Annotated in this window: 34 protein-coding genes and 2 pseudogenes; 6 read left to right on the top strand and 30 right to left on the bottom strand. The window is 70.8% G+C overall.

The features are described 5' to 3' along the window. Positions 1–107: 107 nt before the first annotated feature. The gene (locus AB5J51_RS27055) at positions 108–335 is read left to right on the top strand and encodes a hypothetical protein (RefSeq protein ID WP_369778854.1); all 228 of its coding nucleotides are present in this window, start codon (positions 108–110) and stop codon (positions 333–335) included. A 51-nt stretch (positions 336–386) separates the two neighbouring features. Here AB5J51_RS27055 and AB5J51_RS27060 read toward each other — a convergent pair whose 3' ends face one another. The 27 genes and pseudogenes from AB5J51_RS27060 to AB5J51_RS27190 all read right to left on the bottom strand — a co-directional run bounded on the left by AB5J51_RS27060 (position 387) and on the right by AB5J51_RS27190 (position 13,391). Then, positions 387–1,109: a hypothetical protein gene (locus AB5J51_RS27060; RefSeq protein ID WP_369778855.1), complete on the bottom strand. Its 723-nt coding sequence runs from the start codon at positions 1,107–1,109 to the stop codon at positions 387–389. Positions 1,110–1,199: 90 nt separating this feature from the next. Further along, on the bottom strand, positions 1,200–1,433 hold the full coding sequence (locus AB5J51_RS27065; RefSeq protein ID WP_369778856.1) for a hypothetical protein: 234 nt from the start codon (positions 1,431–1,433) through the stop codon (positions 1,200–1,202). Further along, positions 1,430–1,774, bottom strand: a complete 345-nt coding sequence (locus AB5J51_RS27070) for a hypothetical protein (protein WP_369778857.1) — start codon at positions 1,772–1,774, stop codon at positions 1,430–1,432. The genes AB5J51_RS27065 and AB5J51_RS27070 overlap by 4 nt, the downstream gene beginning before the upstream one ends. Continuing rightward, positions 1,771–2,061 (bottom strand): hypothetical protein, encoded by a 291-nt coding sequence (locus tag AB5J51_RS27075; RefSeq protein ID WP_369778858.1) that lies wholly within the window; start codon positions 2,059–2,061, stop codon positions 1,771–1,773. The genes AB5J51_RS27070 and AB5J51_RS27075 overlap by 4 nt, the downstream gene beginning before the upstream one ends. After that, on the bottom strand, positions 2,058–2,294 hold the full coding sequence (locus AB5J51_RS27080) for a hypothetical protein (RefSeq protein WP_369778859.1): 237 nt from the start codon (positions 2,292–2,294) through the stop codon (positions 2,058–2,060). Before AB5J51_RS27080 ends, AB5J51_RS27075 begins: the two co-directional genes overlap by 4 nt. A 3-nt stretch (positions 2,295–2,297) precedes the next feature. Continuing rightward, entirely contained in the window at positions 2,298–2,597 is a 300-nt protein-coding gene (locus tag AB5J51_RS27085; RefSeq protein ID WP_369778860.1) for a hypothetical protein, read from the bottom strand. After that, on the bottom strand, positions 2,594–3,145 hold the full coding sequence (locus AB5J51_RS27090) for a hypothetical protein (protein WP_369778861.1): 552 nt from the start codon (positions 3,143–3,145) through the stop codon (positions 2,594–2,596). Before AB5J51_RS27090 ends, AB5J51_RS27085 begins: the two co-directional genes overlap by 4 nt. Before the next feature lie 28 nt (positions 3,146–3,173). Beyond that, positions 3,174–3,518 (bottom strand): hypothetical protein, encoded by a 345-nt coding sequence (locus tag AB5J51_RS27095; protein WP_369778862.1) that lies wholly within the window; start codon positions 3,516–3,518, stop codon positions 3,174–3,176. A gap of 44 nt (positions 3,519–3,562) precedes the next feature. After that, positions 3,563–3,760: a hypothetical protein gene (locus AB5J51_RS27100; RefSeq protein WP_369778863.1), complete on the bottom strand. Its 198-nt coding sequence runs from the start codon at positions 3,758–3,760 to the stop codon at positions 3,563–3,565. Positions 3,761–3,769: 9 nt separating this feature from the next. Continuing rightward, entirely contained in the window at positions 3,770–4,453 is a 684-nt protein-coding gene (locus AB5J51_RS27105) for a DNA methylase (protein WP_369778864.1), read from the bottom strand. Between the two features lie 10 nt (positions 4,454–4,463). Beyond that, positions 4,464–6,218 carry an AAA family ATPase gene (locus tag AB5J51_RS27110; RefSeq protein WP_369778865.1) on the bottom strand — a complete coding sequence of 585 codons (1,755 nt, stop codon included), beginning with the start codon at positions 6,216–6,218 and terminating at the stop codon, positions 4,464–4,466. Between the two features lie 12 nt (positions 6,219–6,230). After that, positions 6,231–6,527 (bottom strand): hypothetical protein, encoded by a 297-nt coding sequence (locus AB5J51_RS27115; protein WP_369778866.1) that lies wholly within the window; start codon positions 6,525–6,527, stop codon positions 6,231–6,233. Beyond that, positions 6,527–6,844 (bottom strand): hypothetical protein, encoded by a 318-nt coding sequence (locus AB5J51_RS27120; protein ID WP_369778867.1) that lies wholly within the window; start codon positions 6,842–6,844, stop codon positions 6,527–6,529. Before AB5J51_RS27120 ends, AB5J51_RS27115 begins: the two co-directional genes overlap by 1 nt. Beyond that, positions 6,841–7,260, bottom strand: a complete 420-nt coding sequence (locus tag AB5J51_RS27125) for a hypothetical protein (RefSeq protein ID WP_369778868.1) — start codon at positions 7,258–7,260, stop codon at positions 6,841–6,843. Before AB5J51_RS27125 ends, AB5J51_RS27120 begins: the two co-directional genes overlap by 4 nt. A gap of 176 nt (positions 7,261–7,436) precedes the next feature. Next, positions 7,437–7,637, bottom strand: a pseudogene (locus AB5J51_RS27130) (WhiB family transcriptional regulator); the annotation flags it as partial. A 26-nt stretch (positions 7,638–7,663) separates the two neighbouring features. After that, on the bottom strand, positions 7,664–8,254 hold the full coding sequence (locus AB5J51_RS27135) for a hypothetical protein (protein WP_369778869.1): 591 nt from the start codon (positions 8,252–8,254) through the stop codon (positions 7,664–7,666). Next, positions 8,251–8,544 carry a hypothetical protein gene (locus AB5J51_RS27140; RefSeq protein ID WP_369778870.1) on the bottom strand — a complete coding sequence of 98 codons (294 nt, stop codon included), beginning with the start codon at positions 8,542–8,544 and terminating at the stop codon, positions 8,251–8,253. Before AB5J51_RS27140 ends, AB5J51_RS27135 begins: the two co-directional genes overlap by 4 nt. Continuing rightward, on the bottom strand, positions 8,544–9,245 hold the full coding sequence (locus tag AB5J51_RS27145) for a 3'-5' exonuclease (RefSeq protein ID WP_369778871.1): 702 nt from the start codon (positions 9,243–9,245) through the stop codon (positions 8,544–8,546). The genes AB5J51_RS27140 and AB5J51_RS27145 overlap by 1 nt, the downstream gene beginning before the upstream one ends. Continuing rightward, a complete protein-coding gene (locus AB5J51_RS27150; RefSeq protein ID WP_369778872.1) occupies positions 9,242–10,009 on the bottom strand; it encodes an ERF family protein in 768 nt (255 codons plus the stop codon). Before AB5J51_RS27150 ends, AB5J51_RS27145 begins: the two co-directional genes overlap by 4 nt. Next, positions 10,009–11,046, bottom strand: coding sequence for a YqaJ viral recombinase family protein (locus AB5J51_RS27155; RefSeq protein WP_369778873.1), 1,038 nt, complete (start codon positions 11,044–11,046; stop codon positions 10,009–10,011). Before AB5J51_RS27155 ends, AB5J51_RS27150 begins: the two co-directional genes overlap by 1 nt. Beyond that, positions 11,043–11,267 (bottom strand): DeoR family transcriptional regulator, encoded by a 225-nt coding sequence (locus AB5J51_RS27160; RefSeq protein WP_369778874.1) that lies wholly within the window; start codon positions 11,265–11,267, stop codon positions 11,043–11,045. The genes AB5J51_RS27155 and AB5J51_RS27160 overlap by 4 nt, the downstream gene beginning before the upstream one ends. Next, entirely contained in the window at positions 11,264–11,623 is a 360-nt protein-coding gene (locus tag AB5J51_RS27165) for a hypothetical protein (RefSeq protein WP_369778875.1), read from the bottom strand. Before AB5J51_RS27165 ends, AB5J51_RS27160 begins: the two co-directional genes overlap by 4 nt. Beyond that, on the bottom strand, positions 11,620–11,793 hold the full coding sequence (locus tag AB5J51_RS27170) for a hypothetical protein (protein ID WP_369778876.1): 174 nt from the start codon (positions 11,791–11,793) through the stop codon (positions 11,620–11,622). Before AB5J51_RS27170 ends, AB5J51_RS27165 begins: the two co-directional genes overlap by 4 nt. After that, positions 11,786–12,364, bottom strand: a complete 579-nt coding sequence (locus AB5J51_RS27175) for a hypothetical protein (protein WP_369778877.1) — start codon at positions 12,362–12,364, stop codon at positions 11,786–11,788. The genes AB5J51_RS27170 and AB5J51_RS27175 overlap by 8 nt, the downstream gene beginning before the upstream one ends. Continuing rightward, positions 12,361–12,804, bottom strand: coding sequence for a hypothetical protein (locus AB5J51_RS27180; RefSeq protein WP_369778878.1), 444 nt, complete (start codon positions 12,802–12,804; stop codon positions 12,361–12,363). The genes AB5J51_RS27175 and AB5J51_RS27180 overlap by 4 nt, the downstream gene beginning before the upstream one ends. Positions 12,805–12,884: 80 nt before the next feature. Then, positions 12,885–13,106 (bottom strand): hypothetical protein, encoded by a 222-nt coding sequence (locus tag AB5J51_RS27185; RefSeq protein ID WP_369778879.1) that lies wholly within the window; start codon positions 13,104–13,106, stop codon positions 12,885–12,887. A gap of 6 nt (positions 13,107–13,112) precedes the next feature. Then, positions 13,113–13,391 carry an XRE family transcriptional regulator gene (locus AB5J51_RS27190; RefSeq protein ID WP_369778880.1) on the bottom strand — a complete coding sequence of 93 codons (279 nt, stop codon included), beginning with the start codon at positions 13,389–13,391 and terminating at the stop codon, positions 13,113–13,115. 279 nt (positions 13,392–13,670) lie between these two features. Here AB5J51_RS27190 and AB5J51_RS27195 point away from each other — a divergent pair, with 279 nt between their 5' ends. The 3 genes from AB5J51_RS27195 to AB5J51_RS27205 all read left to right on the top strand — a co-directional run bounded on the left by AB5J51_RS27195 (position 13,671) and on the right by AB5J51_RS27205 (position 15,792). Continuing rightward, positions 13,671–14,042, top strand: a complete 372-nt coding sequence (locus tag AB5J51_RS27195) for an XRE family transcriptional regulator (protein WP_369778881.1) — start codon at positions 13,671–13,673, stop codon at positions 14,040–14,042. Positions 14,043–14,246: 204 nt separating this feature from the next. Then, on the top strand, positions 14,247–14,504 hold the full coding sequence (locus AB5J51_RS27200; protein ID WP_369778882.1) for a hypothetical protein: 258 nt from the start codon (positions 14,247–14,249) through the stop codon (positions 14,502–14,504). Positions 14,505–14,529: 25 nt separating this feature from the next. Continuing rightward, positions 14,530–15,792 carry a tyrosine-type recombinase/integrase gene (locus AB5J51_RS27205; RefSeq protein WP_369778883.1) on the top strand — a complete coding sequence of 421 codons (1,263 nt, stop codon included), beginning with the start codon at positions 14,530–14,532 and terminating at the stop codon, positions 15,790–15,792. A gap of 267 nt (positions 15,793–16,059) precedes the next feature. On the opposite strand, the pseudogene AB5J51_RS27210 reads toward AB5J51_RS27205, so the two are convergent. Continuing rightward, positions 16,060–16,338: pseudogene (locus AB5J51_RS27210) on the bottom strand (tyrosine-type recombinase/integrase); the annotation flags it as partial. Positions 16,339–16,788: 450 nt separating this feature from the next. Here AB5J51_RS27210 and AB5J51_RS27215 point away from each other — a divergent pair. Both AB5J51_RS27215 and AB5J51_RS27220 read left to right on the top strand, forming a co-directional pair. Continuing rightward, on the top strand, positions 16,789–17,370 hold the full coding sequence (locus tag AB5J51_RS27215) for a hypothetical protein (protein WP_369778884.1): 582 nt from the start codon (positions 16,789–16,791) through the stop codon (positions 17,368–17,370). Between the two features lie 15 nt (positions 17,371–17,385). Further along, entirely contained in the window at positions 17,386–17,622 is a 237-nt protein-coding gene (locus tag AB5J51_RS27220; protein WP_133898147.1) for a DUF2277 domain-containing protein, read from the top strand. A 110-nt stretch (positions 17,623–17,732) separates the two neighbouring features. Here AB5J51_RS27220 and AB5J51_RS27225 read toward each other — a convergent pair whose 3' ends face one another. Then, a complete protein-coding gene (locus tag AB5J51_RS27225; protein ID WP_369778885.1) occupies positions 17,733–18,239 on the bottom strand; it encodes a hypothetical protein in 507 nt (168 codons plus the stop codon). A 176-nt stretch (positions 18,240–18,415) separates the two neighbouring features. Further along, positions 18,416–19,036: a DedA family protein gene (locus AB5J51_RS27230; RefSeq protein ID WP_078987163.1), complete on the bottom strand. Its 621-nt coding sequence runs from the start codon at positions 19,034–19,036 to the stop codon at positions 18,416–18,418. Positions 19,037–19,096 lie beyond the last annotated feature (60 nt).

Here is a 19,096-nt window from a genome sequence, read left to right on the forward strand (position 1 = left end):
ACCGGGGCCGTTCTGTTGTGCTGGAACCAACGTAGCGACCTTGTTGCCACGTGGCAACAAGGTCAGGGAAGATGGTGCCCATGACCGAGCCCGAAGGAGGGCCTGACATGGTGTCGTTCAGAGCGCTGGCGCGCCGGCTGGTCGAGGACGGGATCGTCCCGACCATGAGCCATCAGCGGCTGTCGAAGATCGCGGCGACCGATCCGGACTTCCCGCCGGTCGTGCCCGTCGGCAGCTCGAAGGCGGTCGACTACCGGCTCGCCCTGCCGTACTTCCGTGCCCGCAAGGTGCGCCCGGGCGAGCGCACCGACTTGAAGCCCCCGGCCGCCGAGTAGCCGCGCGTGACGGAGCCCCCGGTCCCTGGCGGATCGGGGGCTCCGTGCTGCCTACGCGGCGATGACTCCGGCCTCGGTCCACAACGCCCCGCAGCCCTTGCAGCGTGCGCACGGTGTGGCGCCGGCCCCGCCGTACACCTCGATCGTCCCGCCACACTGGCACGTGTGCTCTGCGCCAAGCCGTCGGCTGCCGTCCGCGAGGTCGAGCACGGACTCGATGCGCTCGGCGGCGCCCCGGGCAACGGCGCCGATGTGCCGGCGGTGCTGCTCGGTCAGCGCCCGGAACGGTCCGGGCCGGTGCTCGATGCGGGCGAGCAGCCACAGCGCGGTGTGCGGGGCGGAGGGGGTGGTGCCGCGGAACCGCCAGCGGCGCGGGTCGGCGAGGTCGGCGCGGGCCCGGGCGTTGCGGCGGGCGCGGTCGTCGGCGGGCCAGTCGCGGCCGGCGAACGGTACGGGCTCGATCTGTACGGCGGCGGCCACGGCGTCGGCGCATGCGGCGAGGGCGGCTTCGATGGCGCGCATGGTGTCGTAGACGCGGAGGCTGACGGGTACGGGCCGCTGGCCGATCTGTGCAGGGTTGCGTTCCTGGCTGCGGCGGTGGGCGGCGTGGGCTCGGTCGTAGGCGGCCTGCTCGGCGTCGTGGTGGTCGAGGGCGGCGAGGTAGCTGCGGAGTCCGAGGCCGAATGCGGCGAGTTGGGTGGGTGTGCCGAGTGCGTCGCGGAGGTCGGTCCAGCGGAGGGCGATGTCGCGGAGGTGGGTGCTGGTGGTGTGCATGGGTGCTCCCGTGGCTGGTGCGGGCTAGGCTGGGGGCACCTGTGGGGCGCGCCTGTCTGGGGAGACGTGAGGCGCGCCCCTCGCGCGTTGTCAGGCGGGCTGCTCGACGGTGTAGCTGATGACGATCGCCTCGTCGGTGGTGGTGAACACCAGCGCGTCGTCCGGCAGCTGCACGTGGTCCTCGACGAGGTGGTAGTGCCGGTAGTCCTGGGTTGCGACGAGCACGGCGGCCTGCATGTCGCCGAGTGCCGCGCCTCGCGGGCCTGTAGGCACGATCCATTCGCGGCGGGTGGTGGTGACGGTGCGGCTGGTGAAGGTGCTCACGGTCGGGGCTCCTTGGGCTCGGTGAGAGCAGCACGGAGAGTACGGGCGGCCTCGTGGATGTAGACGTGGCGGTCGCTGGGCATCTGCTCCCAGCACGCGGCGGTCTCTTGGACGCGTTCGATGGCGGCCTCGGCCTGCTCGGCGCGGGCGTTGGCTTCGTTGATGAGGCGCGCGCTCGTCTCCCTCACCCTGGCGAGGAGGCTGACGGCGAGGTCGCGTTCGCCGTACAGGTGGGCGAGTTCGGCGTCGCTCATCTGGTCGAGGAGCTTCCGGGCGGGCTGCTGCTCGCGCCTCGCGGCGTAGTGGCGTGCCCAGTCGATGGGGGCTACGGGCTCGCTCACGGCTGGCTCCTGTCAGGCTGGTCGCCGAACAGGTGGCGCACGAGCCGGGCCGCCTGGTCCTCGACGGGCGGCCCGGAGCCCGTCGCCGGGGCGAGCTTTGCGCGGATCCGGGCGAGCACCATGCGCACGTGCTCGGCGCCAGCGCACCGCTGGTCGGCCCAGACGTCTTCGAGGGCAGCGCACTCGCGGTGGACGTCTCGGAGGACAGTCATGGCGAGGAGGTGCGCTCCCTCGTTGGCCTTGTCTGCTGCCTGCTGGAGCCGCTCGTAGGCGGTGGGATCGGTCATGGGTGGTCTCCGTGTCGGTCGGTGCGGGCCCGGGAGGGCGTGCGGGGGGCTGCGTGGCGGGCCCGGAGCGGCCGGGCGGGGTACGGGCGCTCGGTACCCCAGTACGCGGCGTGCGGGCTGCTGTGGCGGGTCTGCCGGTCCTGCTCCTCGCCGTGGCGGAGAGCGAGGCTCATGACGACCGCGGCGGCGGCGATGACGGTGAGGGTGCCAGCGGCGAGGAGCAGGGTCAGCACGGCCTACTCCTCGTCTTCCTCGTCGTCGGCCGGGGTCCAGCCGGTGATCGTCGGGTAGAGGTCGGCGTAGGCACGGCAGGCGTCAGCCACGGTGAACAGGATCTGCCGGTCGCCCGGGATCTTCTGGTCCGCGTGCATGCGGCCTTGGACCCAGCCCATGACGGCGGCCTCCTTCATGAGGAGTACCTCGCGCTCGGTGCAGCCGCGGAGCATCTCGTTGACCGCGGTGAAGCGGTAGGCGTCCTGCTGGGCGAGGTAGCCGACGAGGAAGTCGGGCACAGCGGGTGCGGGCTGCTGGCTCATGCTCCGGCCCCTTTGGCGACCGGCGCGCGCAGGCACGGGTTGCAGGTGAGGTCCCCTACGCACTGGCAGCCTCGGTCACCGGCCGGCGGGTGCGTGCCAGCGATGGCGGTCAGCGGCGGGGCGGTCCGTTCGTCCGTGGGGCAGCCGCAGCCCCAGTTGTGCGTCTCGGGGGTCGGGCAGTGCGCGTCGTGCTCGATGCCGACCTCGCAGGAAGGGCAGTCGCGGGCGACCTGTCCGGGCGGGTCGATGCCGAGCGCCCGCAGAACAGCAGCCAGGACAGTCCCGGGGTCGGCGCCGTCCTCCCCGGCGGTGCTCTCGATGGCGTGCCAGGCTGCGGTGTGCTCCAGCTCGGTGAGGCGGCGGCGGAAGGGGGGCGCGCCGCCGGCCTGGCGGGCCATGTCGCGCTGCCCTGCGATGACCTCCTCGAGCCGGTCCAGTGACACGGCGCAGCCGTCGGGGTCGGTCGTTAGCAGGATGTACGGGACGCCGGGCAGCGGCTTCGCGGTGAAGTGGCCGCCGTCCTCGTCGCGGTACTCGAAGTGGCTCATCAGGGCTCTCCTGCGGGGTTGGGGCGGGTCAGGACTGGGCGGCGGCGTAGGTGTTGCTCTGGTACAGCTGGACGCCGGTGCCCCTGCCGCCGTCGATCAAGAACCAACGGTTGTGCTCGAACACCCAGGTGAGCTGCGTGTCCGGCGCGGGTTCGCGCGGCTCGCCTTCCCTCGGGTCGTCCTCGGGTCCCCAGCCGTACTCCTCCTCGACGTAGGCGACGGCGGCGCAGTGCTTGGCGGTGTCGAGGTCGGCGTACTGCACGAAGCCGTCCCACATCTCGACGTCCTCCCACCAGGCCTGCCAGGCGGTGGCGGTGACGGTGAGCTTGGGCGGGGCGGTCCGGAAGTCGATCAGGGTGGTGGGCTCGTTCATGAGGGCTCCTTGTGCGCGGGTTTCGGGGAACCGAGTGACGGCCGTCACGCGGCCGGGCAGGTGTCGGCTGGGTGTGACTGGCGTGTGGTCTTGGCGGCGGTCCAGTGGTGCTCGTCGCAGTTCTCTGTGATGCCGTCCTGAACGACGAGGCCACATGGGGCCTTGGGGCAGGGGCAGGCGTCTTCGAGTTCGTGTCCGGCCCAGGAGCGGCCGATGTGGTTGCCGGTGTGGTGGTCGGTCATGGGGGCCTTTCACGTGGCGTTGTGCTGGGTGAGGAAGGCGCGGCCGAGCCATTCCGCGTAGGCCGGCGGGATGGCTTCGGTGAGTTCTTCGTGGTTGTCGGTCCAGTCGATGCCCATGGCCTGCTGCATCTCGGGGACGGTGGCTTTGCCGCCGCCTTTGCCGTAGGCGGCGACGTATGGGCCGTCGTGGTATTTGCCGTGGCGCCAGCCGCGTACTCGGCCGCGGTGCTTGAGGTGCTTGGGTTGGGCTGCTGTCCAGCCGCCGAGTTCGAAGTTCCGGTGGCGGAGCACGCCGAGGCCGAACATTTCGCCGCACAGGGTGACGTCTTTGCGGACGTCGGCTTGTCCGTCGGGTTGTTCGATGACGTAGGGGCGGCCGGACTTCTCCAGCAGTTCCCGGGTGGGGGCGACGAGGTCGACGTGCTCTCGACCCCAGCCGCGGGAGGTGTTGGTGCCGACGGTGAGTGCGCACTTGGACTGGCAGGGCGGGGAGGCGTGGATGAGCGTGTACTGCTCGATCTCTCCGGTTTGGATGAGTCGGTCGAGGATGTCGAGGGCGTCGCCCTGCTCGAAGCGGTACGGGTAGCGGGCGGAGCGGTCGATGATGTCGACGCCGTGGATGTTGAAGCCGGCGTTGTGGTAGCCGCGGGCGGCGCCGCCGGCGCAGCTGTAGAGGTCGAGGGCGAGGGGCATGGGGTGCCTTTCAGGCGGCGTCGGGGTGGCTGCCGGTGCGGGGGTCGCAGCCGAGGTGGGTGTTGTATCCGCGTGCGGCCCAGTCGGTGGTGAGGGAGCGTCCGCAGATGGTGCAGAGGGGGAGTTGTGGATCTTCCGATCCGGGGCCTTCCTCCCCCTTCCCCTCTTTCAGAGGGGGGGAAGGGGGGGAACTAGGCGTTCCCGAGGGTTCCCCCGAGGTTCCCGGGGAATGCCTGACCTGGGGTTTTTGCGATCCCTTTGAAGTTCCCGGGGAACGTTCCCCGGGAACCCCCTCAGGAAGGGGCTCCGGGAAGGTATTCCGGGAACCCAAGTTGTCCCGGTTTTTCCGAATCCGAACGGCGGCCGCAATCTTGTCCTTCGCGGCCGGGATCCGGGCCTTCCCGAGTGCCGCGATGGTCTGCGGATTGCCGGCGTCCTCCGGCACTCCGAGAGCGTCGATCTGCTGAATCAGCCACTCGACGGACCCCTCGGGGAACTCCTGCTCCAGGTCCCAGGTCATGACGATGTGACGGGTCCCGCCGATCGCCCAGTTGTCGCCGTCACGGCGTGCCTGGCGCACGAGGGAGAACTGGTCCGGACCGATTCCGGTGCGGGTGTGGGTCCGCTTCAGGGACAGCGCGCCGCCGCCCTGTGAGGACAACTCCCATACGTGGTCTACGTCTTGGGTCTTGGCGGAGGAGCCGCGGCCGCCGCGCTCCTTGTCCTTCCCGAAGTGGTCGAGGCGTACGGAGCCGATGCGGTCGCGCTTCAGCGGCAGGAGGGTGTGCCGGTACAGCGACAGCCAGGTGTCGGCGTCGTTCTCGGGTCCGCTGATGAACCGGGACACGGTGTCGATGACGACCAACTCGGCGTTCGTGGCCTTCACCAGGGCGAGGACGTCGGCGCCGCCGCCGGGGGTGTCCAGGGGGCGTACGGGCGGGAAGCTCGCGTACCGCAGCTCGCCCATGCGGCCGATACCGCCGCCGAACGACAGGAACCGCTCCTGGACCTGCTCCTGCCCGTTCTCCGCGTCGAGGTACAGGATGCGTACCGGCTCGGCCGCGGGGTCGTCGAGGAACGGCTGGCCCGTGGCCATGCGCCACATCCACTCCTGGCAGAACAGGGACTTGCCGGCCTTGCCGTCGCCGACCAGGGCGATCTGCTGGCCGGGGCCCATGAGCTTGCCGAGGAGCAGCTGCACGGCCCCGAAATCGGTGGTGAAGAAGTCGTTCCAGTCGAGGAGCGCACTGGTGAGGTGGGCAGGCCCGTGGCCGGTGGACTCGCGGAGCTGCTCGCCCTGGTGGAAGACGTCGACGAGCTTTTCAAGGTCCTCGGCGCTGGCCCCGGCGATGACGGCGGCCTTGAGCGCGTTGGCGTGGGCGTCGTAGCGGCGCTTGCGGGCGGCTTCGTACACCTCGTCGGCGACGTGCGGGACGAGGGTGGCGTGCAGGTGGTCGGAGCTGAGCCAGGTGATGAGCTGCCCGCCGTCCACCTCGCGGAGGCGGCCCTGTCGTTCGATCTCGGCCCTGACCAACACGGGGTGCGGCGGGGTTCCGAGGGCGACGAGGCCGGCGACGGTGTCCCAGATGAGTCGGTGGCCGGGCTTGAACAGGTCGCTGCTGTCGAGGCGTTCGGCGGCGGCGCGGTAGGCGTCGGCATCGAACATGATCGCGCTGATGACGAGGGCCTCGGCCTCGTCGTCCCGGGGGACGCTGCTGGTGAGGCCGTGGTCCGCCTGGTGCGGGAAGGGGCGGACGTTCTCCACAGGCGGTGCTCCTCAGAACAGGGTGTCGGGTTCGGTGGTGCAGCGGTGTTCGGTGACGTGCGGGTGGGGGCAGTTGGCGGGGTGGTCGCGGCCGGTCCAGGCGAGGCGGCGGGTCGTGTGGTCGCCGCCTCTGAGGCACCAGATCAGCCGGTTGGGTTCGCGTAGCTCGGCCTGCTGGCTCGGGGTCAGCGGGGTGAGGTCCGCGGTGACGGTCAGGGCGGCGATCCGGCCGACGAGTTGGCGGAGGATGGGGGCCCGGCAGCGCGGGCACCGGGAGTCGTCGGCTCCCGCGCTGCCAGGCCGGCTCATCAGGCCGCGTGCTCGTCGAGGGTGCCGTCGCTGGTGCGCCGGGTGTAGAAGTCGCGGAGGAGGTGGCGCAGGTGCTCGTCGGTGACGGCGTCCGCGGCGACCTCGATCTGGGTGACGCGGATCTTGACCGTGGGGTCCTTGTCCTCGTCGGGGCCGGGCTCGGTGCGCTCGACGTGGGCGAGCTCGACGATTGCCATCCAGCGGCCGCGGCGCTGCTTGAACATCTCGGAGGAGAACGGTTCGAGGGCTTCGGCCGGGTCGGCGAGGACCTTGGTGTCGAACTTGACGGTGGCGTCAACGCGGATCGGGGTGCTCATGCGGCTTGTGCTCCTTCGGTAGGGGCTCCCGTGCAGGTGGCCCGGTGGGTGTCGCGGATGTGGGAGACGAACGTCTGGACTGCGATCGGGCCGGTGACGATCTCGGAACGCCACTGGCAGGCGACGCACTCGTAGCGGGCGCGCGGGTTGGCCTTCCACCAGATCTGGCCGGCGCGGTCGCCGTCCTTGATCTCGATGCCGGTGCCGCAGTCGATGAGGAGGGCGCTGGTGATCCGGTACGGGTCCTCGGCGGGCCGGGCTGCCCGCCGCGTGGGGGCGGCGGCCGGGGTGGGCGGGGTCTCGGCGGGGGTAGTGCGGGCCTGCGGGGCGTGGGCGGTGCAGCGCCACCCGCAGGGGTACAGGCGGGCTGTGCCGTCGTGGTCAGCGCCAGGGACGTCGCACGGGCGGCCGGTCATGCCGCGACTGCTCGCTGCGCCGCCCGAGCAGCGGCCCGCGCGGCGTTCCGGGCGATGTAGGCGGCCCGGTAGGCCTCCTCACAGTCCTCGTCGATTTCCTCGCCGAGCCGCTGGTGGCGCCGGTAGGCCGCCTCGGTGCCGCACTCCGCCGGCTCGTGCGGGGTCCGCGGCTCGCGGGAACCGGACCGCAGGCGGCGGCGCTCACGCTCGGACAGGCCGCCCCAAACGCCGAACCGCTCGTCGTTGGAGAGGGCGTAGCTCAAGCAGTCGGCGCGGACCTCGCAGGCCATGCAGACCTTCTTGGCTTCGACGGCGGAGCCGCCCTTCTCGGGGAAGAACTGGTCCGGGTCGGTCTGAGCGCACAGCCCCTGCGTCATCCACTCGGGCAGGGACAGGGTCGGCTTCACAGGGCACCTCCGGTGAGGAACTCGGGCCAGGCGCAGCCGTCCAGAGCGCGCCGGTGGGACTCGGGGACGGACTTGAGGGGCTGGCCGAGCCAGTCGTAGCCCGCGGCCATCGCGGCGTAGGCGTCGGCCTCGTCGTAGCGGGCGGCGCCTTCGGTCAGGTAGCCGTACCGGTCGGTGATCGCGGCCCGAACACCGTCCTTCGAGGCCCGGCCGTTGCCCGTCGCGTAGACCTTCAGCGACGACGGCGGCATCACCGCGTAGGGGATGTGGTGCCGGTAGCAGTACTGCCGGACCAGGACCCGCAGCCCGGCGAGGTCCTCGTGGCCGGCGAGGTGGGCGTGCCCGTAGGACGGGCCCTCCATCACGACGAGGTCGGCCTGCTTGATGTAGTCGGCGATGGCGATCTGGAGGATCCGCAGGCGGGCGTCACCGCGGGTCTTGGTGCGGACGTTGGCGGTCCAGCCGTTTCCGGCGATGCCGGTGGAGGTGAGGGACAGGTCCAGGCCGACGACGAGGCTGCGGGGGGTGGTGCCCGCGGCCGGGAGCCGCTGAGGCATCCCGGTCGCGGGGGTCACGGTGAGGCTCACGCGGCCACCCCCGGCAGCGACATGTTGGCCTGCTGGAGCAGTTCCACCCGGTCGGCGAGGAGCGCGCGGGCCGACTCGGAGGCCCGGGCGTAGGACGCCGGGACCCATCCGGAGCCCAGCGGTTCGACCTGGGTGGCCTTCGGGCGGAAGGACAGTTCGAGGATGATGTCGTCGCGGGCGTCCCGTTCCGCGGTGACGGCGGTCAGTTGCTTCAGGAGCTCGGCGTTTTCGGCGAGGAGCCGGCCGTTGTCTTCGACGAGTGCACGGTGGCGGCGTCCGGAAATGGGCATCACTGGTCTCCGTCCTGCTGGTGGGGGATGAGCGGCCACTCGCCGCGGACCACGGCGTTCGGGTCCTTGCGGCGGAAGTACTCCTGAAGCGACGCGGCCTGCTCGGCGGCCCACGCGGCCTGTTGGCCGTGGAGCGTCGCCAGGGGCAGCGCGGCCATGTCGGGCCGGGTGCTGCCGATCCGCCAGGCGACCCGGCACGCGGCGATCGCGTCGGCGTCCGCGGTGTGCGCGTCACCGATCGGCACCCCGTAGTGGGCGCACAGGTCGACGAGCTTGCGGCCGCCCTTGCGGTAGCGGTCGATGTGCCTGTCGAGGACGTACGGGTCGATGACCGGCCCAGCAGGGAGCGGCGGCAGCCCGTACCTGCGGGCCTCGCGGTCCAACAGGGTCAGGTCGTAGGCGGCGTTCATCGCGACGACCGGAACCCCGGCGGCGATGACCTGGCCGAGCGCCGCCAGGACGTCGGAGACGACCTCGGCGGCCGGCTTGCCCTCGGCGCGGGCCCGTTCGGTGGTGATGCCGTGGACGTCGGCGGCCTGCTGCGGAATGTCGATGCCGGGGTCGGCGAGCCACGACGCGGAGTCGGTGGGCTGGCCGCCGCCGCACTGGACGACGCAGGCGGTGACGATGCGGTCCTGCTCGACGTCGATGCCGGTGGTCTCCAGGTCGAAGCCGCACATGCGGCCCAGGTGCCAGCTCACGAAGCACCCCCCGCGGCGCGCTCCTTGCCGATGCGCACGACCATCTCGCCGATCCGCTCCTCGTCGCCGACCTCGTTGGTGACGAGCGCGCCGAGCTGCCGCGTGGTGTTCAACTCGTGATGGATCTGCCGCAGGCGCCCGGCGCTGGTGCGCGGGTCGCAGATCTCGTCCAGGTACGAGACGGCGGGACGGACGGGGCTCTCCGCCCGCTCGAAGTGCACGGCGTCCGCGTCGCGGTCCTCCGTCGGGACCAATCCGTTGTTGATCAGCAGCGTGCGCAGTGCGATCGACTGGGCCTTCGGCGTGGACCGCCCGCCGGAGTCGGACGCCTCGCCGGCGGCCTGCGAGTCGAAGTACGACCCATCGGGCCCGTAGATGCGAAAGGTCACCAGAGCGGTGCACTCGCGCATCTTGCTGCCGCCGCTGGTGGTGATGTCCCGGTACTCGGTCTCCACCCGGTGCTGAATTACGAGGACACCGTGCTTGCGGCAGGCCGGCCCGAAGGAGTTCAGCGCGGTCTCGATGCCGCGGAAGTTGAACTTTCCGGCCCGGCCGCCGTCGAAGCGTTCGTTCTTCCCGATGGCCCGGACCTCGCCCATGACCCGCGACCACGCGGTGATGGCGCTGGTGGTGGGTGCGGCGTCCTTGGTGAGGTCGCCGAGGTCCGGTTCGGTCAGGTTCGGCGCCTCGCGGACGTCGGTAGCCTGCTCCTGCTCGGCCACGGTGCGGCGCGCGGCCGCGGCTGCGTTCTCGCGCAGACCCATCAGTTGACCCCCTTGTACTGCGGTGCGATGTCGATGCGTTCGGTCGGGTTCGGGGCGACGCACGCCGCGTAGGCGTCGGGCCAGCGCTCGGCCAGCTGCTCCAAATCGACCTTCGGGGCCGCGTTGGACGGCTCCAGGGAGTAGGCGCGTTCGCCGCCGATCAGCGCGGCCTGCGCCGAGCCGAGGGCGGCGATCATCCGGGCCTTCGCCGCGTTCTTCGCCCGCTTCTCCGCGGCCTCGGCGCGCTGGTGGCGGCCGTAGTCGAGGAGGGCGTCGAGGGCGTCGTCGTGGCGGTCGATGTCGACCTCGCCGGAGCGGGTCGGGTGCAGGCGGCGGAACAGCCGAGTCAGGGCCTCGCCGTCACCGGTCACCGGCGGCGGCACCTGAGGCTGTACGTGCTCGAACCAGAACCGGTCCACGGCCGTAGTGATGTCGGCCATGACGTCCGTGTACTGGTCCGCGCGGATCGTGCCCTGGTGGTACTCGTTTCCGCCGATCAGGACGGCGTAGTGCATGTGCCGGTAGCCGCAGACGATGATCTGCCACAGCACCTGCGCGAGGACGTCGTCTGGGGCGCCGGCGTGCCACTGGGCGGCCTTGAACGCGGAGCGGGTCTTGACCTCCAGCGCGCAGACGTCCTGCTCGTCCTCGGCGAGTGGGCACTTGAGGACGCGCCGGTCGAGGGTGGTCATCCAGTGCGGGTGGTCGACGTGGGCGACGAGCCCCACCCGGCGGACGTTGCTGCGGTTCTGCATGGCCCAGCGGCGTGCGACGGGTTCCTCGTTAACGGTGCCCCAGTAGGCGGCCTCACCTGCGTTGTCCACGTCGTGGCCGGTTTTGTCGAGGTAGACCTTCATGGGCGGGTTGAGGTCGATCAGGCCGAGGATGGCAGGGACGTCGCTGGAGCCGATGCCGGAGCGGCGGGCGGTGAGCCAGTCGGCGCGGTCGGCGTCGGCGGAGAGGATGAGTCGGCCGGTCGGGGTGACCCGGCGGCCGGCGGCCGGGGCGTGGGCCCCGGCCTGCACGGTCTCGGTCATCGGCCACCGCCGAAGCGGCGCAGCCAGTACACGCGGTCGTTCTCCGGCCCCTCCGGCCGCAGCAACCCCTGAGCGGTGAGCTGCTCCAGGTCCCGGCGGACGGTCGCACGGCACGGCGCCAGGCCGTTGGCCTTGCAGTACTGCCAGACCTGCCCGGTACGGAGCGGGCCCGGCTGCTGCACGAACAGCTCGCGGATCGCCTGAAGGCGGGCGGCGCTCACGCGGCACCCCGCTGCCCGGGCACCAGCCGCGGCCGGACGGCCCGCAGTAGCGCATCTGCGAGACGCTCCACCCCGGGCCCGTACACGGTCATCGAACCCTCGTGGCCGAGGCCGTCGAGAAGGTCCGTTACGAGCTGGTCCCGCTGGTGCGCGGCGTGCGAGTCGGCGCCGGTCGAAGCCGAGTGCGCGTCGGCGATCTCCCGGAGTTCCTCGAGGAGGGTGCCGCCGTCCTCGGCCGCGGCCTCGGCCAGCGACAGGATCACGCTGGTCAGGTAGTGGCTGATGTCGATACGGGCGCCGCCGGGCAGCGGGTAGACGCCGATCCGGTGGGGGCCGTCCACGGGCAGGTTGCTCACTGGTTCCCCCTGGCGAGGCGGCGGCGGATCTGCATGCGGGCGAGGATCTGGCGGTCGGTCGGCGCGTCCCAGGCGTGTACGCCGACCTTGGGGAGGTACTGGCGTCCGTGCTCGCCCTGGGGGACGCCGCAGTGGCGGCAGCCGTACGGGGTGATTTCGCGGTCAGCCACGGGGCATCTCCGGGAGGTCGTGGCCGAGCCGGTACGTGTGGTGCAGCAGCGAGTCGTGCGGGTCCTCGGCGGCCAGCCGCCGGGCGAGCGGCAGAGCCTCGGCGAGCGTGAAACGGGCGTCGTCGCGGAGGTGCTCGTCAGCGATTCCGCCGAACTCCGGGCACCAACCCACGTGACGGGTCCAGCGCCGTCCCTCCCGGTCGCAGATGGACCAGCGGTCGGTGTGGCCGTAGCTGCGCTGCACGAGCAGAGGAAAGGCGTTGCCGGGGCGGGGCACCTCGAAGGCGGTTGCGCCCTCCAGTTCGGCGACCCGCTTCCGCAGCCGGTCTGCCTCGCGCTCCGCGTCCTCGCGTCCAGCGCGGGCGTCATCTCGACGCAGACGGATGTCGTAGATCTCCTGCCGCAGGCTGGCCGCCTGCTCCCGCAGCTGGGCCAGCTCGGCGGCCGACTCCGGGGACTGGAGCAACCCAGCCGCCTCCAGGGCGTACGCGGCGTTGGCCGGCAGGATCTTGCCCTTCTCCATCGCGGCGTGGATGACCCCCGCCGCAGCGTTCACTCGGTGCACGTTCATGCCGCACGCTCCGGGGCCGTCGCCGTAAGCTCCAGCGCCGCCACAACCTCGGCCGCGGACAGACCGTCCGACCAGTCCTCGACATGCCGCTCCAGGCTGAACGGGTCCGTCCAGACCGGGCCGCCATCGAGCGACAGGGCCAGGAAGTGCACCGCCGTGTCGGCGAGCTGCGACGTCGCCTGCGGGCTGCCCGTTGCCGCGTACCGGATCGCACCGACCGCGGACATCGGCCGCAGGCACGCCGGGAACCCGGTCTCGGTGTTCCAGTTGAACGGGTCGGCCACGTAGTCCCCGTGGTGGAGACCCCGGACCTGGATGACGCTGGCCGCTGCGAGAAGCACCGCTTCGACGGTGCCCGGGCGGGCCTGCGGGATGGTGATACCGACGACGCGGACCGTATGGCGGTCTCCGCGGGGAAGGTCGGTAGGCTGGTGGTGCATGGTGTTCCTCGTTTCTCGTGTTGGTGAGGAATGCCGGGGTCGTTCCGGATGGCCGTCCGGGCGGCCCCTTTGTGCTTGGGTCAGGCGGCGGCCGGCTGCTGGCCGGCCATCCAGGCGCGGACGGCGCCGAGGTCGAAGCGGCGGCCGCGGAACGCGGTCGGCTCGACAGGGCACCCGCGCTGCACCCACTGGTTCACCGTCCAGTTCGAGACCCCGTAGAGGGCCATGAGCTGGTCGGTTGTCAGCAGCGGGGCCACGCCGACCGGTCGGAGGGTCTCGGTTCGCTCGGCGAGCGTCGCCATGAGGCGCTACCTTTCTACTGTGGTTGTTGAAACTCCAGGCATGTCGAAGAGCGAATGGATCCGCTCGTCGAGCGCGACGGTGATGAGCCACGCGGTACGCGGTCGACAGGCATCTACGGCGGTCTCGCCGCGGCCTGCCACCTTGTTGACGGTCGCGAGGCTGATGCCTCGCCCCGTCGCGTCGACCGCCCTGGTGGCCCCCGCGAGCGTCTCGGCGGTCAGCCCCCGGCGCTTCATCGCGTCTCGGATTGGCTGGCCGGCGCCCTTGCGGAGCAGGTTGGTCATCGTTCGCCTCGTATGTAGTGGGGCGGTGCGGCGCGGTGTGCGCCGCCGTTGACACATTTCTACTGTGTCAGTTGAACTCTGTCAATGAGTTTCGGTGAGTCTCCGTGAGGGGTACTCAGGTTTGGCGGGCTGCCGTACGGGTATCGCAAGGGTGTTCTATTATCCCTGGCATATGCCAGATGCGCGGTGCGTGACGGGGAGGTCGCGCGCTGCACTCATTCTGGCCATTGCTGCTACTTTCACTTGCAAAAGTAGAAGATCAGCGGGCACTCTTACCCCGTGGAGTACGAGGGGCAAACCGCCAGCGAGGATCTCGCGCAGCTGATCCAGCGGCTCAAAGACACCTACGGGGTCAACGAGTCCGAAATCGCGCGCGCCATCGACGCGTCCCCAGCCACCGTGAACGCCTGGGTCCACCGCAAGCGCGGCAGCGCCAAGGGCCCCCGCCGAGCGCTCCTTGAGAAGCTCGCCGAGGCCTACCCCCGGTTCACCCGGGATGAGATCTTCGCCGCCGCCGGCCGTCGGACGCCCGGCAACCTGTCGGACGACGTCGAGGCCGAGCTGCGCGACACCTTCGCCGAACTCACCCCGGAGCAGCAGAAGTTGGCGCTGATCCAGATGCGCGCATGGGCGGCCTCCAACTCGCAGTGAGAAAGTCACGCCGCGACGTACAACCCTCTGGTGCGTCCACGAGTCCAACACGAATGGACTCCTTCACTCCATGTGAAAATCCGTGCACGTTTCGAACGCAGAGTGGTCGCATATTCATCTAACGCACGGTAGATTTTTGGTCACACGGCCACGTCCTCCCCCGCGGCTGACATCCCGTCCGCCTGCCTACGGGGGGTCACACGCATGTGCATCCGCATCCGCTTCACCAGCGCACCAACTAACACCTACCGCCACTACGACGGCGACACCAACACCATCACGCTCCCCGCCCACCTCTCCGAGGCATGCCGCCTGTGGGCCCTGCGGCTGGTACTGGAGCGAATGGCCGTCGAGCAGCCGCCATCTGGTGCAATCTGCCACTGCGGGGCGGTGATCCGACTCCTGCCCCGCGTACCCGTCCAGCGGACCAGCAAGGAGCAGGTGATGCGCCGTGGCGCCTAAGAAGCCAGCGACCAACCCCAGGCAGATGCGCAGCAAGACGTGCGGCTGCGCGTTGTGCCTGGCGGAGTTCCCCCCGGGCAAGTACAAGGAGCGGGTCCCGCGCCGGGACTGCACGGGCAACTGGCAGGCCCGCTACCGCGACCCGAACGGCAAGCAGTGCGGCCCCCTGTTCCCGACGCAGAAGGAAGCCGCGGCGCACCTCGACAAGGTGCGCACGCAGGTCCGCGAGGGCACCTACCAGGACCCGAAGCGGGGCGCGGTCACCATCGACGAGTGGTACGCGATCTGGTGGCCCACGGTGAAGAAGAAGTCCGTCACGACGACGAACCGGAAGCTCAGCGCGTGGACGGTCCACGTCCAGCCGAAGTGGGGCCGGCGGAAGCTCAACAGCATCACGTGGGTGCAGGTGCAGGACTGGATCACCAACGAGGTCAAGGGCCACGCCACCCAGAAGAAGGCGCTGGAGCTGCTCCGGCACATGATGGTTGCCGCGCTCCGGGACCGGCGGATCAGCGTCAACCCCTGCCTGGACATCGAGGTAGCCCCGGCGCCGGCCAAGCACCCCGACGATCTGATCCCGCCCACGGCCGCGCAGTGCGATCTGATCCGCGAGCACCTCACGGCGTACTACCATCCCCTCATGGTGTTCGCCCAAGAGACCGGGATGCGGTGGGGCGAGTACACCGGCCTTCGGGCCTGCAACGTGGACCTTCAACGTTGCACGGTGAAGGTGAAGGAAGTTCTCATCGACGACAAGGGCGTCATCCGGCGCAAGATGGCGCCCAAGTCCAAGGCTGGGTTCCGGACCGTGCCGCTCACCCCGGCCGCGGTCGAGGCCGTCAAGGCGATGATGGAGAAGCATCAGCCGGCCGTGACGGAGTCCTCCATCGAGGACGGCATGCACCCCGAGGAGCTGATCTTCCGGGGGCCGCTGGCGGGACGGACGCGGAAAAACAAGAACGGAGTTGCGGCCGACCTGGACTCGGTGCTGACGCGGCCGAACTTCCGGCGCCACTGGCTCCCCGCCATCAAGGCCGCTGGCCTCGCCCGCATCGTCAAAAACCCGGAGACCGGCCGCAACGAGTACTGGCCGCGCGTCCACGACCTCCGGCACACCTTCGCCACCCGCCTGAAGGATGCTGGCGTCCCGGAGAAGGACGTTCAGGTCATCATGGGGCACGAGCGAGGCGGCCGCGTGACGTGGCTGTACCAGCACGCCGGGCCCGAACTGGTCGAGGAAGTACGTGCCGCGCTGGTCAGCGGCCGGACGCTGCGGGCGGTGTCGTGAGCCATCGACGCCACGCGACGCCACAACGACGCCACAACACCCCCTCACTGAGACTCATCGAGACTCACGGAGACCGGGAATTGGGCGGTGGCGGGTGTCGAATCGAGGCTCACGAGGCCTCATTGAGACTCACTGAGCCTCACTCAGGGTTTACGGGTTCTTACAAAGCAGATGTCGGCGGTTCGAAACCGTCCACGCCCACCAGCACAAAGGCCCCCAACCGATCACGGTTGGGGGCCTTTGACGGTTCCAATTGACGGCAGTCGCCTACTCGGCCGGCATCCGACGGCTGAGCAGCCGGTCCATGTGCCCGACCGCCTCGCGCTGCCGGTCCTGGACGACGTGCGCGTACACGTTCATGGTGACCGAGATCTGCGAGTGCCCGGGGATCTCCTTCAAGACTCGAGGCGGGACGCCGGCGGCGGTCAGCAAAGTCGCGGTCCCGTGCCGCGCGTCGTGCAGTCGAATCACCCTCAAACCGGCGTCCTTGGCCACTCGAGCGAAAGGGCGGTACACATTCCGCGGCTCGACGGGCCGCCCGTTCCGGCAGTGAGAGGACCCCGGCCGATCGTTGCCGGGGGGCTATTGCGTTCCTCGTCCAGATCCAGCGAGCTGGCGTGCGAGGAGCTGTCGATGCGCGATGGCCAGGGGCGTGAGGTGATGTGCTTGCTGCCTTGCGCCGCTTTCACCGCCGTCGCCGCGGCGCCGTGCCCTGGCCGTGCGATCGCGACGGTGGCCGCTCCCTGGATGGCGATCCCAACGCTCCTGATGTGGACGGCATTTACCACTTCGCGGTCCACGGGGCGCCCGGCGGTCCCCGCTGCGATGACGGGTCCGGCAGCGTCGGGTGACGGCAGGGGCTGACGGCAACGTGGACGTGGAGCGCCGTTCTGCTTCGGCCGTCGTCTGGCGAACTCGACGGGGTTTGGGGGCTGTTGGGTGGGGGATGGGGCGGGGATGGGGGAGTGGGTCGTAGTCGGTGGGGCGGCGGTTCTGATGGTCGCCGTGGTGTTGGTGGCGTGGGGGAGGGAAACCCGGAGCTTCGAGCGGCGGAGGGATGACGAGCGGGCGCGGTTGTTGGCGGGGGTTGCGGAGCCGGCGGCGGTTGTCGGGGATCCGAAGTACGCCGATGTCGGGGGGATACCGGCCGGGCGGGAGGGGCACGGGGACGCCGAGTTCACGTCCGTGCTCGTGGAGTATTACGCGTACGGGCTGACGCAGGCGCGCAGCAGCTTCGCCACCAGCCAGCGGTTCGCCGCGGCCGGCGCCGCCATACTGCTGCTCGGGGTGGCGCTGGCCGTGTGGAAGGCCGAGAGCAGCGGGGATCTGTACCTCGGCGTGGTCATGAGCTCGGTCGGCGTCGTCGTCGCGCTCATCGGGCAGCTGTTTCACCGGCGGGCCGACATCGCGCTCAAGCACATGGCCCATCAGACCGCCTCCCTGCGCGAGGACCGTCGGGCCACCGCCGCCATGCAGCAGGCCGTCGAGTTGCTGGACGAGGTTTCGGATCCCGTGCTGCGGGCGCGGCTGCAAGCCGGTTTGATCATGAAACTTTCCGGGGCCGAGCTGCCCCCGTAGCGGGATAGTGGGGGTATGTGCCGTTCCATTAAGACCCTGCGTCCGCCCGCCATCCCCGAGAAGGCCACCGAGGAGGAGATCCGCGCCGCCGCGCTGCAGTACGTACGGAAGGTGTCCGGGTTCCGGGCGCCCGCCGCGCACAATCAGGAGGTCTTCGAGGCCGCCGTGGACGCGATCGCCGAGGCGACGCGGGACCTGCTGGACGGCTTGCAGGTCAGAGGCGCGGCGGCCACCGTCACCGCCGGCGCCTAGGTCTGCCCCGTCTCGTGTCCCGGGCCGGACGTCGTGCACTGCCACCGCCGCCGATGGACGGGCACCGCGGATCCGGGTCGGCGATCGGCGGTCAGTGGGGCGTTCCGGCGTTACGACATGCGGGAGCGGCGGCGTAGGACCCAGATGCCGGTGCCCAGTGCGCCTGCGGCCATCGTTCCGCCCAGGGCGATCTGGCCGGGGCTCATCGCGCCGATGCTGCCGCCCAGCCCGCCTCGGGCCGCGCCGCTGGTGACCTGGAGGGAGATGGTGACGCGCTGGCCGCCGGCGCCACCGCACTCGAAGGTGACGGAGTGCGCGCCGGCGTTGGCGTTGCTGAAGACGGTGGCGTTGCCGAAGAGGTTCGTGGCCTCGAGGTTGCCCGGGGTCAGCCGTACGTCGCCGAAGGCGCTGGAGGAGGCCAGGCCGGTCTTGGTCCCGCAGCCGGTGACGTTCAGGCTGACCCGGCCGCCTGGGGCGACGGCGGTGGGGGAGACGGTGGCGTAGGGGGAGGCGGCGTGGGCGACCGTGAGGGGAGACGCGGCGAGGACGAGGGTCGCAGCCGCGACCCTTGCCAGGAGGCGGCGGTTCGGCAGCTGGGCGAGCGGCGTGGCGGGCATGGAGAGAACTCCTCGGGCTCCTCGAAACGGCACGGCCAGGCCACGGATGTGACGCGGATTCGGTTGCGCGCCGTGCTGTGGACGCTAGGAGCCCGGGCCCGGGGCGGCGATCGGGGCCGGGTGAACGGGTGAGCCGTTGCTCCGCCCGGGGGAATCGCCGGGCGCGAGGCGGCGGGCTACGCCGGTGCCGGGACGGGGCGGCGGACCACGAAGGCCGCCAAGGCCCCGGCGGCGAACAGGGCGATCACGGAGACCGCGGTGCCGAGCCAGGCCGCGCCGAGCCACTGGGTGCCGAAGTAGCCCAGGGCCACGCTGTACCCGGCCCAGGCCATGCCGGCCAGCACCGACCAGGGCAGGAACTCCATGACCTTGCGGTGGGTCTTGCCCGCGCCCAGGGACACCACGGAGCGGCCGGCCGGGGCGAAGCGGGCGATCACCACGAGGGCGCCGCCGCCACGGGCCAGGGCCGTGCCCAGGCGTTCCTGGGCCCGGGTGAGGCGGCGGGACCGGGCGATGACGCGGTCCAGCCGGGCCCCGCCGCGCCGGGCCAGCCGGAACGCGGCCATGTCACCCAGTACCGACGAGGTCGTGGCAATCACCAGCAGCGCCAGGATGTCCGGCACCTGCGCCGGAACCGGCACCGGCCCGGCCGCCCCGGCGGCTGCCGCAGCCGCCGCAGCGGTGATCACCAGAACCCCGCTCGGCAGCACCGGCAGGAAGACGTCGAGCACGACGGACAGCGCTACCACGGCGTAGATCCATGGGCTCGTGGTCAGCGACCCCAGAGTCTCAAACAAAGCGGGACTCCCCAGTCCGATTGACGTGCTTCGGCATGAAGCGCCGCGACGTCGCGGGGG

The organism is Streptomyces sp. R33 (assembly GCF_041200175.1).
GTDB lineage: Bacteria > Actinomycetota > Actinomycetes > Streptomycetales > Streptomycetaceae > Streptomyces > Streptomyces katrae_B.